The organism is Bacteroides ihuae, from assembly GCF_900104585.1.
GTDB lineage: Bacteria > Bacteroidota > Bacteroidia > Bacteroidales > Bacteroidaceae > Bacteroides > Bacteroides ihuae.
Genome location: NZ_FNVX01000006.1, coordinates 821,301 through 834,370, shown reverse-complemented (window position 1 = coordinate 834,370; position 13,070 = coordinate 821,301). Strand labels below are relative to the sequence as shown.

At 40.6% G+C, this 13,070-nt stretch carries 6 protein-coding genes; 4 read left to right on the top strand and 2 right to left on the bottom strand.

The window, feature by feature from the left end; translation table 11 throughout:
• The first annotated feature begins 122 nt into the window (after window positions 1–122).
• The 3 genes from BQ5338_RS14090 (at window position 123) to BQ5338_RS14080 (ending at window position 7,667) form a co-directional block, all read left to right on the top strand.
• Entirely contained in the window at window positions 123–4,151 is a 4,029-nt protein-coding gene (locus BQ5338_RS14090; RefSeq protein ID WP_071147444.1) for a hybrid sensor histidine kinase/response regulator transcription factor, read from the top strand.
• 182 nt (window positions 4,152–4,333) lie between these two features.
• On the top strand, window positions 4,334–6,538 hold the full coding sequence (locus BQ5338_RS14085) for a sodium-translocating pyrophosphatase (RefSeq protein WP_071147443.1): 2,205 nt from the start codon (window positions 4,334–4,336) through the stop codon (window positions 6,536–6,538).
• Window positions 6,539–7,064: 526 nt separating this feature from the next.
• Window positions 7,065–7,667: a ribonuclease HII gene (locus BQ5338_RS14080; protein ID WP_071147442.1), complete on the top strand. Its 603-nt coding sequence runs from the start codon at window positions 7,065–7,067 to the stop codon at window positions 7,665–7,667.
• A gap of 13 nt (window positions 7,668–7,680) precedes the next feature.
• Here BQ5338_RS14080 and BQ5338_RS14075 read toward each other — a convergent pair whose 3' ends face one another.
• Together BQ5338_RS14075 and BQ5338_RS14070 are read right to left on the bottom strand one after the other, a co-directional pair.
• Complete coding sequence (locus BQ5338_RS14075) at window positions 7,681–8,607, bottom strand: magnesium transporter CorA family protein (protein ID WP_071147441.1); 927 nt, start codon at window positions 8,605–8,607, stop codon at window positions 7,681–7,683.
• Window positions 8,608–8,829: 222 nt separating this feature from the next.
• Complete coding sequence (locus tag BQ5338_RS14070; RefSeq protein WP_071147440.1) at window positions 8,830–11,292, bottom strand: TlpA family protein disulfide reductase; 2,463 nt, start codon at window positions 11,290–11,292, stop codon at window positions 8,830–8,832.
• A 159-nt stretch (window positions 11,293–11,451) separates the two neighbouring features.
• On the opposite strand from BQ5338_RS14070, the gene gpmI reads away from it, so the two are divergent.
• Window positions 11,452–12,966 carry a 2,3-bisphosphoglycerate-independent phosphoglycerate mutase gene (gene gpmI / locus BQ5338_RS14065; protein WP_071147439.1) on the top strand — a complete coding sequence of 505 codons (1,515 nt, stop codon included), beginning with the start codon at window positions 11,452–11,454 and terminating at the stop codon, window positions 12,964–12,966.
• Window positions 12,967–13,070 lie beyond the last annotated feature (104 nt).

The following is a 13,070-nucleotide window of genomic DNA, read 5'->3' as shown; positions in this document are numbered from 1 at the left end:
AGTGCTTTGAGCTCTATGGCTGGATTATTCTTCTAGCTTTGTGGATGATATTGGGATGCTCTGTCGAATAAAAACGTTAATATTGCAAAAGAAATAAACCGTTAGCCCCCTCTTTTCTATTAATGAAGAAGTATCTATTTTTATTCATAGCTCTTTTAGCTATTTTCTTGTCGATTGCTAAAGCTGAACCCAGAGTCTTTAGCTTCCGTCATTATACGGTAGATAATGGACTTTCCTCTAATATTGTCAGAAGCATCTTGCAAGATAAGCGAGGCTTCATCTGGATTGGAACCGAAGAGGGACTGAACTGCTTTGATGGGCAAAATATCAAAAAGTATTTGAGCAACGGCAATTCTCCTACTACTTTGGGTAACAATTACATCAACGTGCTGTTTGAAGACAGTGAAGGAAAATTATGGATTGGCACGGATACTGGTGTTTATATCTATATCTATGAGAAAGATCTCTTCTATCTTTTTCGTCCGCAAACTAAAGCGGGAGTAACAATCACGTCTATCATCAATAACATTGTAGAAGACAAGCAGGGTAATGTGTGGCTTGCTACTCACGGTCAAGGGGCTTTTAAATATAATCTATCGTCTCGAAAGCTTGAGCAATACATGTTTCCCGGTCAACCACAAGGTTTGATTAATTATATTTATGCGGATAAGCAGGGTGATGTATGGGTGGCATCGAAGATAACAAAGAAACCTTTGGCTAAATTCAACAAGAGTAAAAATGCTTTTGAAAACTTTTCGGTATTACTTGCTCCGGGCGATAAAGAGTCTACCTTCTTATATCTATTGGAAAGTTCTAAAGGAGAATTTTGGTTAGGGACATGGGATGGCGGTATTAGAAAATTGGATAGGCATACTGGTAAAACGACAACCTTTCTATCTCCTAAAGTCAAAGGAGGTATTTTGCATATACATAGTATGGCCGAGATGAGTCGGGATGTGTTGATGATTGGCTCGGACGATGGACTTAGCATTCTGAACACAGACACCGGAGAGCATCAACGATTGGTTTCCGATGAAACAAATCTGACTTCTCTATCCAATAAGTTTATCTACCCTATTGTTAAGGACAAGGAGGGAGGAATCTGGATTGGAACGTACTATGGTGGAGTGAATTACTTATCACCCAACAGTGGTATGTTTAGAGGATATGCTTATTCTCACTTCCGAAACTCTATTAATGGAGATATCATCAGCCGTTTTTGTGAGGATAAAAGTGGAAATATCTGGATTGGTACGGATGATGGTGGGCTTAACTGCTATAATCCCAAGACTGGAATATTTAAACCTTACATGCCCGAAATAGGAAAGAATAGCTTATCTTATCACAATGTACATGCACTTTGCTTAAATGATGATGAGCTTTGGATTGGTACCTATTCGGGAGGACTGGATGTGATGAATCTTAAAACCGGACACTTCAGGCATTACAATACAGATGAAAAGGATCTTAGAACACTCGATGGAAGCAGCATTTATGCCATATTCAAGGACCGGGAGAAGCGAATTTGGGTAACGAGCATGTCGGGTGTGAATCTGTATCATCCTGAAACGGATGATTTTACCAGAGTGAAAGATCTTGGCTTTATGACCATAGACATTAAACAAGATGCGGATGGATATCTTTGGTTTGGTACTCAGGGCAAAGGTCTTTTCCGATATAACCCTTCCCGGCACGAATGGCGTAATTATACTCATGCTGCGGATGACAAGCATTCAATAGCTAGTAATCAGGTTAATAGTCTGTATGTTGATTCTCACGATGCACTTTGGATTGGTACCGGAGATGGTTTGTGCCAATATGATTCGAAGAAGGATAGATTCGCAACCATTTCGTTGAAAATTCCGAGTAATAATATTTGTTGCATCATTGAGAGTGATGATTTATTGTGGCTTACTACTTCAAGAGGCTTGGTGCGCTACAATCATCACGCAACGGGAAAGCCTGTTTGCCAGGTATTCACTAAAAGTGATGGTCTTCAAAGTGACCAATTTATCTTTAATTCCGGGTTGAGAGCATCTTCCGGTCAGATTTATGTCGGAACACTCAATGGCTTTAATACTTTCTGCTCGGACAAAATTAAAAAGAATGCATATGTTCCTCCGGTGGTTATTACAAACCTGGAGATCTTCAATAAAGAAATTCCGATTGCTCCAAATGGGTTGCTACCGACAGAACTGTCTAGTATAGATTGCTTGAACTTATCTTATAAAGAGAATGTATTTAGTCTGAGGTATGCCGCATTAAGTTACAGTACTCCAGAGAAGAACCAATATGCTTATAAGCTTGAAGGATTTGATGTAGAATGGAATTATGTTGGTACTCAGACAAAGGCCACTTATACCAATTTACCCGCAGGTAGCTACACCTTTAAAGTGAAGGCATGCAACAACGATGGAGTTTGGAATGAGGCTGGAGCGCAATTGCGCATTGTTATTCATCCTCCGTTTTATATGACAGTTGGTTTTAAAATTGTTTATTTCGCTTTACTCTGTTTGTTGGTTGTCTTCATCACCCGAACAATGCATCAGCGTTCGGAACGTAGACATAAAGAGCGAATAAAAGAGCTCCAGCAAGAAAAGGAAAAGGAGGTATACGACTCGAAGATTCAATTCTTTACAATGATAGCTCATGAGATTCGAACGCCGGTTTCGCTCATCATTGGCCCGATGGAAAAGATTATGTCGGCCGACTTTTCCTTGCCGGATGTTGTTCGGAAAGAGCTGAATATCATTAACCGAAACAGCCAAAGGTTGCTTACGCTGGTTAATCAACTTCTTGATTTCAGGAAAGTGGAGCAGGGGGCCTTTACGATTACGCCAAGTAGGTGTACTATTTTCGAATTACTGATGAATGTATATGAACGCTTCAATCCTTTGCTGCAACAACGAGGAATAGATTTTGTGTTCGACTGTTCGGATAAGGAATTTGAGGCAGTGGTAGATCAGGAGGCAATGACGAAAGTGGTGAGCAATTTGCTTACGAATGCCAATAAATTCACCAAAGATCGTATTGTTCTTCAATGCTTACTCAACACTGCTGAATTGAGCTTCCAGATACGGGTAACCGATAATGGCTGTGGCATTCCCGATGAGGAAAAGGAAAAAATATTTCAACCGTTCTATCAGATTGCATCGGGTACAAAGCCAGGTACAGGCATCGGCCTGAACTTGGTGAAAAGTATAGTAGAAGCGCACCACGGTATGGTGGAGGTTGAGTCTGAAGTAGGGAAGGGAAGTTCGTTCATAATTTCTCTCCCTATTCAGGGGAGTGTACTAACAAATAGTCATGCAAGTCCGCTCTCGGAGGATAATGTTGTTCAGGAACTTTCTTTGTGTGATGAAAAACCGAAAGGATATTATGATGGTAACAAGCTTCGATTGCTGATCGTTGACGATAATGAAGAGATGAGGCACTTTCTGGCTGATAGCTTCCTGGATGAATATCAGGTGATTACGGCAAGTGATGGAGTAGATGCATTGGAGGAACTAAACAAAAATAATGTGAATCTTATAATAAGTGACTTGATGATGCCTCGTATGGATGGGCTTACTTTGTGCAAGCAACTCCATTCGGAGATGATGTACAGTCACATTCCTATTATTCTGCTTACAGCGAAGACTGACTTGAGTTCTAAAATTGAAGGGATGAATATTGGTGCCGATGCATATGTAGAGAAGCCTTTCTCTATTCAATATCTGAGGGCTTGTGTGCGTAATTTGCTCGCTTCACGCATGATGCTAAAGACTAAATTTACTGAAATGCCTTTTGTCCCATTGAAAAGTATTGCTGTGAACAAAGCGGAAGAACAATTTTTGGGACAGATGAATGAGGTGATAGAAAAGAATCTTTCCAATATTGACTTTTCTGTGGATCTGTTGGCCAAAGAACTTTGCATTAGCCGTTCGGGATTGTTCGCTAAAGTGAAGACGATGGCAGATGTTACACCTAATGAGCTGATACAGCTCGTTCGTCTGAAGAAAGCGGCGGAATTACTAGTAGAGAAAAATATGCGAGTGAATGAGGTGGCTTATGCTGTAGGGTTTAATAATCCGTCTTATTTCGCTAAATGTTTTCAAAAGCAATTTGGGCTAAAACCAATGGAATTTGTAACTAAATGGAAGAAATGCTGACGGATTAGGCGAATTTTAATATTTTATAAATTAATCTTTGGCCTGGCAATAGTCAATACTGCGATAAAAAAGCTTATTTAGCGGATTTATTCTTCCGAAGGCTGCTTTTCCTGTTTTTTTCTTTGCCTATATCGTTAATAATCAATACTTTTAGACCATTGTAACCTCTAATATTGGAATTTATGGATAGCTTACTTTTCTGGCTTATTCCTGTGGCCGCTTTTGCGGCCCTTTGTTTTGCTCTCTTTTTTCATAAGCAGATGATGAAAGAGAGCGAAGGAACTCCTCAAATGGTAAAAATTGCTGCGGCCGTTCGCAAAGGAGCCATGTCTTATCTCAAACAGCAGTATAAGATTGTGGCGTGGGTCTTTCTTGGCTTAGTAATTTTGTTCTCGATTATGGCTTATGGCTTTGGAGTGCAAAATTCTTGGGTGCCGGTTGCTTTTCTTACTGGTGGCTTCTTCTCTGGACTTTCGGGTTTTCTGGGCATGAAGACTGCTACGTATGCTTCTGCGCGTACCGCCAATGCAGCTCGCACCTCTTTGAATAAGGGATTACACATTGCTTTTAGGAGTGGTGCAGTGATGGGACTTGTTGTTGTTGGCTTGGGATTGCTTGATATCTCATTTTGGTATTTGTTACTTAACTGGGTAATACCGGCCGATGCGCTTACGCCTACTCATAAACTTTGCGTGATCACGACTACCATGCTTACTTTTGGGATGGGAGCGAGTACGCAGGCTCTTTTTGCTCGTGTAGGAGGGGGAATTTATACTAAAGCAGCCGATGTTGGGGCTGATCTGGTAGGGAAAGTGGAAGCTGGAATTCCGGAAGATGATCCTCGCAATCCGGCGACTATTGCCGACAATGTAGGCGACAATGTGGGTGATGTGGCTGGTATGGGGGCCGACCTTTATGAATCATATTGTGGCTCTATTCTAGCTACCGCCGCCTTGGGTGCAGCGGCGTTTATTCACACTGCGGATACTTCAATGCAGTTTAAAGCGGTTATAGCACCGATGCTAATAGCAGCTGTTGGCATTCTTCTTTCCATTATAGGAATCTTTTCTGTCCGCACAAAGGAAAATGCAACGATGAAAGATTTGCTCAGTTCATTGGCCTTTGGTACTAATCTGAGTTCTGTATTGATAGTAGCGGCCACTTTTTTCATTCTCTGGCTGTTGCAACTCGAGAACTGGATGCTGATTTCGTGTTCAGTGGTGGTTGGTTTGGTTGTAGGTATCATCATTGGTCGTTCTACGGAGTATTATACTTCGCAATCCTATCGACCTACTCAGAGGCTTTCCGAAAGTGGTAAGACGGGTCCGGCCACAGTGATCATTTCCGGCATTGGTTTGGGAATGATCTCTACGGCTATCCCTGTACTAGCAGTAGTGGTTGGTATCATCGCTTCTTATTTGTTTGCTGCCGGTTTTGACTTCTCTAATGTGGGGATGGGACTTTATGGCATTGGCATTGCAGCTGTGGGAATGCTCTCTACATTGGGTATCACGTTGGCAACAGATGCTTATGGTCCGATAGCCGATAATGCTGGTGGAAATGCTGAGATGGCCGGATTGGGAGAGGAAGTACGCAAACGTACGGATGCACTCGATTCGTTGGGTAATACTACGGCAGCTACAGGGAAAGGCTTTGCTATTGGCTCGGCAGCTTTAACGGGACTTGCGTTATTAGCCTCTTATATTGAAGAAATTCGTATTGGACTTACTCGCTTGGGCACTACGGTTTTGGACCTTCCGCATGGAGGCACTGTTAGTACTTCTCAAGCTACGTTTATTGACTTCATGAATTATTATGGTGTAACGCTAATGAATCCTAAAGTTCTTTCGGGAATGTTCATTGGCTCAATGATGGCCTTCTTGTTTTGTGGACTGACGATGAATGCCGTTGGACGTGCGGCGGGTCACATGGTCGATGAAGTGCGTCGACAGTTTAGGGAAATAGAAGGAATACTCACTGGTGAAACAGAGCCGGATTATGAACGTTGCGTGGCTATATCTACCAAAGGAGCGCAGCGCGAGATGATATTGCCATCTATGCTGGCTATTGTTACTCCTATTCTGACCGGATTTATATTTGGTGTTCCCGGTGTGCTTGGTTTGTTGGTTGGCGGATTGAGTAGTGGATTTGTACTTGCCATCTTTATGGCTAACGCCGGTGGGGCATGGGACAATGCGAAGAAGTACGTGGAAGAAGGAAACTTTGGTGGTAAAGGGAGTGAAGTTCATAAAGCTACCGTAGTGGGCGATACGGTTGGTGATCCGTTTAAAGATACTTCCGGACCGAGCTTAAATATATTGATAAAGTTGATGAGTATGGTCGCTATTGTGATGGCGGGACTTACTGTAGCTTGGAGCTTATTCTAAAGAAAATATTCTTTGGTCGTATTTTAATAAGAAGATGTGAGTGCTCTAGTAACTGCTGATTATTCTATACAGATTGACTGAGTTGAGCTTATTCTTGTCAAGAGCAAGTTTATGGTTAATTAATGATGTCGTACAGTTGAATTAACAATAGAAGTGCTTGAACATAATAGTAGGAGAAAATCGACCTCATTAGGAATCATTTTGATGACAAATAATGAAGTGAGTGAAGAGAAACTGTCTTTTTAAGAAACATAACCGTGCAGTTGACCGAACACAACCGTCCTTTTAGGTAAACTAAACCGTTGTTTTGGTTGATTTGCACCGTTCTTTGATCTTAAATATGGGATGTAGATACATAAAAAGGGAGAAGCGTAAACTTCTCCCTTTTTATCTGCTATTTATTGAATATACTTTATGATTATGTACACAAAGATAATACATTTAATTGCTAAAGTCAAGTGTTTCTACCGATAAATAATGGGTAAAAGGTAGAATGATGTATCTTTGCCATTAAAATACTCAAGGAATGTTATTACCTTATTTGCACGAAGATTTAGTGGAAGCCGGTTGTGATGAGGCCGGGCGTGGATGCTTGGCAGGAGCTGTATATGCTGCAGCTGTTATTCTTCCGAAAGACTTTAAGAATGAATTGTTGAATGATTCTAAACAATTGACAGAGAAGCGAAGATATGCTTTGCGCGAAGTGATAGAAAAGGAAGCTTTAGCATGGGCCGTCGGAGTCGTTTCTCCAGAGGAGATTGATAAAATTAATATCTTAAATGCTTCGTTCCTGGCTATGCATCGGGCCATCGATCAATTAACTCTTTCTCCGCAACATTTGTTGATCGATGGGAACCGTTTTAAGAGTTATAAAACGATCCCCCATACCACTGTGGTGAAGGGCGACGGCAAATATCTTTCTATAGCGGCTGCTTCTGTGCTTGCAAAGACTTATCGGGATGACTACATGAACTGTTTACACGAAGAACTCCCTTACTATGATTGGGATCACAATAAGGGATATCCTACAAAGAAGCATCGTAGTGCCATAAAATTGCATGGCCATTCGCCTTATCATAGGCTGACTTTTAATTTGCTGGGTGATAGTCAGCTTCAATTGCCTTTCTGAGTAATGCTCTTTTTTAAAACCATTTAATTTTTCGGAAGATCACAAATGCCATCGCCGATAACCCTATGGAGAATAGTACGATGAGGGCAAAAGCATGTGGCACTTGATCTAAATGGACGTTGACATTCATACCATAAAAACTGGCAATGAGTGTAGGAACCATTAAGATGATGGAAATACTCGTCATTCGTTTCATGATCGTATTTACGTTATTCGAAATGATAGAAGCAAAAGCATCCATTGTTCCGGTAAGAATGTCGCTGTAGATGTTTACCGTATTATAGGCTTGCTTCAGCTCGGTAATTACGTCTTCCAATAGTTCCTCGTCCAAGTACTCTGGTTGCTGGAAGATGCTTTTTAGTCTTCCAATCATGACTTCATTGCCACGAATGGAAGTGTTGAAGTAGACCAATGTCTTCTGCAACTTCATCAGCTGCAGCAGGTCTTCATTACGGATGCTTCGCTCTAGCGCTTTCTCTGCAGCGGTTACATCGTTGTTTATCTGCTTCAGGTACTTCAGAAACCATACGGCCGATGAATAAATGAGTCGTAAAATCAAATCAAGCTTATTGTTCACCTTCAATCCTTTTCGACGGGTGTAATTGATGAAGTCGGGCATTATCTCGGTGCGGTAATAGCAAACAGAGATAATAATTTCGTTATTGGTAATAATGCCTATAGGTACGGTGGTGAAGGGTGTGCCATTCTGCGAACTTTGCATGGGTATGCGAAGAATGGTGAGTAACCAGTTATCCTCTGTCTCCGTACGTGGACGTTCATCTACGTCGGCAATGTCATTCAAGAAAGATTCAGGAACTTCCAGTTCTTGGGTGAGGAATCTTAAATCATCGGCATCCGGACATTCTACGTTTATCCAGCAATTAGGTTGCCATTGCGGCTTTTCCACAAAGCCGGCTTCACAATAAAGATATGTTCTCATTATTGTCTCCTTTCGTTAGTTATCCGAGCAGAGACATTGAGATAGAGGACTCTGTTCGTTTTAGTTAATACTCTTACTGTACGGTCGCGGGTTTGAATCGTCCATGTTTTTTCTTTTCTTGTTATATAAAGCGGCGCAAAAATACATAAAATTAGATGAAATATAAGTTTTACGCCGCTTTTTGTGATTTCTTGTTTTATTGGAGCTATTGCTTGTCCGAGATTACTTTCCGAAACGTTTATTAAGATAACTGTCCAATTCTCTTGATTCCGGAACTTGTACTGCTACACTTCCATCTTTTTCTATTAGTTCGTAGTGAGGGATGCCGCTGAACTTAAATAGTTGGCGGAGGTAGTTGTATTCTGTTTCACTTACACTATAAGAGGCTTCTCCTTCCAGATTCTTCTTCACATAAGCATCGTAGCCTTCTTTAGGAGATTCTTTGTCGCTGGTGATATAGATGAATTGAAATTCCGGGTGATTCTTATACTTCTTCCGCAAATCAGCCGTATGCTCAATGCCGTATCGACATGGACCGCAACCTGTAGACCAGAAGTCAACGAATAGTACTTTGCCCTGATGGTCTTTAATGATATTACGGAAGATGTCAGTGCCTTTACCTTCTGGTAGTTGATAGGTGGCTGTTGCATCTTTGGGGTGAGTCATTTCGAGCATTCGTTTTGCTTCAGAAATAAGGATAGGGCTTTTTAAATGAGTGCTTAAAGTATCGATATATTCCATAGCAACTTCCTGATTATGATAATTCTTTAGCTCGTAGTCCAGGCTTCGGATAAGAGATACTTGCCAAAGGAAAGGGTTGGATTGACCACTCAGTTCTTGGACTACCGATTCTCCTTCTTTCCAATATCTTTTTGCTCTATTTAGTTGTTCTTCTTCCTTGTCTTTATTAAATTTTTCGGAGTCGGAAGTCTGCTTGACTGTCACTTCTGCCTGCTTTTTGTTGTATTCCTCCACCAATGCTTGTTGGGCTTGGTAGAGATTGGAAATCGGCTTAGACTCATCGATGAGTTCTTTATAACTCACTTTGAGTGTTTTTCCGGCGAGTTTTTCTCCTTTCAAGCGTAATTGATCTTGCTCAGGAGTTAATTTGACTCCTTTTTCTTTCAGAAAGCTAAGGAAAGGTTGGGCTGGATAGCTTATTGTGATGCTATCTGGTTGATGGTTATATGCTTCATTTATAGCTTTCATTAGAGGATCCATATATTCGAATCTATTGATAAATACATCGGAATTACTATCTGCGAGCAACACCTTGTCATCGAGTGGCATATTTTTCAGAAAATCATAATAAGAGCTGTCCGCATTGACTTTTAATACTTGATTGGCAGTATCTTGTTTGGCATAGTAATCTCTACTCATAAGAAAGTCTAATAGTAAGCCTCCTTTTTTCAAATCTATATTGTTCTTTATCAGATGAACAGCCTTGGGAGAGGAAGCATATATTTTTGATAATGAGTCTCTTATCTGATCCCATCTATCAAAAGTCGCTTGTTCCTTTGCCTTGAACTGCTTTGGAGTTAGCTCTTTTTTGTCTTTTTCGAACCCTTCGTAACGGTACTCTGCCAATGTTTTCAACTTCCTATACATTTGAGATATATTAGCAGAAGGACCCATGTAGCGTATATTTTTGATCGGGTAATGACGATCGCGTGCGCGATTATATGCTAAGATTGCTTCCCAGTCAATATATATTGTGAGTGTCTGCCCTGGTTCTACATAGAAGGGAATACAACCGCTATTTAGAAAGATTGCACTCTCTATCGGATGATTGAGGACTATTTTTCCTTCGAAGCTTCCATCGGGGTTGATATTTACTACTGTAGGATAATCTTCTCTGGTTAGCTTGTTTGTGATGTAGACAAGGCTATTCTCAAATCCTAAACGAGGATCATACCCGTCAATATATCCTTGAAGGAAAGCAGTGTCTTTACGGAAAAAAGTAGAGAAATCAGCTTCGGGTGTTATCGCTTCTGTGGGATTGTCTTGTCTGACGTAGCGCAGCTTTTTTTCGTTATTGATTTGTATGGTGCAATTGCCGTCTTTCTGATGGATGATTCGCAGAGTACTTGTGTTGCCGTTCTTTTTGTTTTGTACGGTCATCTCTATGGTTTTTCCTTTTATTCGAATGTTTTTATTAGTATATATTTGGTTGTGCATAATGGTGATAGAGTCATAAATGCCGTATTCCCACTTGCTTGGTTCGTTTGCTCCATACCAATTCCCTTTGATAGCATTCAATGGAACTTTCTGTTTTTTTTCTTTCGTATCTAAAGAGATGCCATAAATTCTGCCTTCTGTTTCTTCCGGGTCAATATAATCTATTTCTTTCGTTTCCTTTGGGAGAGGATCGAAAATAAGCGTATAATCCATTTGCCCGGAATCCGACATATATACTTCTTTGTTTAGTTCAATACCTTCAGCGCTTTGGAAGGCATATTTTTCACCTGTATTTACATCTCTCAGATAAGTTTTGCCGCTTTCTTTGATCCACCAATGGGGCCGGAAGATGGCGTGTATAAATATACGTGTGTTTTTCGGGGTGCGTTCGATACGGGTGATGTTGGTAATACTTCCTGAACGCGCTTTGAATGTAGGATATTCAATTGTTTGCGCGAACGTGATGGTGGAGAACATGAATAGAATGCAGAATAGAATGTGTTTCATGATATTTGATTTAAATGTTATTCAACAAAGTAAGTAAATAAAATTCATTTTGTGTCGTATTATATCTCTAACTTAACATAGATTAAATCTTTCTTTAATCAACTTTTTTGTAGCTTTGCACTTGGGAATGAAAAAGAAGAACTTAATTATTATATAATCATGAGTAAAAAAGCCCTTTTAATGATTCTTGATGGCTGGGGAATCGGTAGTCACGGAAAAGCTGACGTAATTTTTAATACTCCCACTCCTTATTGGGATTATCTGGTGAAAACATATCCGAACTCTCAACTGCAGGCAAGTGGTGAGAATGTTGGTTTGCCCGATGGACAAATGGGAAATTCAGAAGTAGGCCACCTCAATATTGGTGCCGGACGCGTAGTTTATCAGGATTTGGTCAAAATCAATCTGGCTTGCCGTGAAAATACTATTATGCAGAATCCTGAAGTGGTTTCAGCTTTCTCTTATGCAAAAAACAATGGAAAGAGCATTCATTTCATGGGCTTGACTTCTGATGGTGGTGTACATAGTTCACTCGACCATTTGTATAAACTTTGTGATATTGCTAAAGAATACGGAATTCAAGACACATTTATTCACTGCTTTATGGACGGTCGTGATACTGACCCGAAGAGCGGTAAAGGTTTTATTGAACAACTGGATGAGCATTGTAAGGCTTCTGCCGGAAAAATAGCTTCTATTATTGGTCGCTATTATGCTATGGATCGCGACAAGCGTTGGGAACGTGTGAAAGAGGCTTATGATTTGTTGGTAAACGGAACAGGTAAGAAAGCTGATTGCATGATTCAGGCAATGCAGGAATCTTATGATGCGGGTGTGACAGACGAGTTCATCAAACCAATTGTTAATGCTGAGGTTGATGGGACGATAAAAGAGGGTGACGTGGTTATTTTCTTTAATTACCGCAATGACCGTGCCAAGGAACTTACCGCTGTGCTTACTCAGCAAGATATGCCTGAAGTGGGAATGAGAACGATTCCCGGTTTGCAATACTATTGCATGACTCCATACGATTCTTCATTCAAAGGTGTACACATCTTGTTCGATAAGGACAATGTTGAAAACACATTAGGAGAATACCTCGCCAAAGAAAATAAATCTCAGTTGCATATCGCCGAAACAGAGAAGTATGCTCATGTTACTTTCTTTTTTAATGGTGGGCGTGAAACTCCTTATGAAGGTGAAGATCGTATTCTGGTTGCTTCTCCTAAAGTGGCAACTTATGATTTGAAGCCTGAAATGAGTGCCTACGAAGTAAAGGATAAGCTGGTTGCTGCAATCAATGAAAACAAATATGATTTCATTGTAGTAAATTATGCGAATGGTGACATGGTGGGTCATACTGGTATTTATGAAGCCATCGAGAAGGCTGTTACAGCTGTGGACTGTTGCGTAAAAGAGACCATTGAAGCTGCCAAAGCTCAAGGCTATGAGGCTATTGTTATTGCTGATCATGGCAATGCGGATAATGCAATGAATGAAGATGGATCTCCTAATACGGCTCACTCACTGAACCCTGTTCCTTGCATCTATGTAACGGAAAACAAGGACGCCCAGGTTGATAACGGTCGTTTAGCGGATGTAGCTCCTACGATTTTGAAGATAATGGGTCTTGAAGCTCCTAAAGAAATGACAGGTAAAATCTTGATTAAATAAAGAAATCTTCTGAAATAGATTGGTTCATACTCGGGATAGAAATTGAATGAGTATCTAAGAGAGAGATATTCCGCTCTTGATTATAATATGAAACAAAGGCGGGA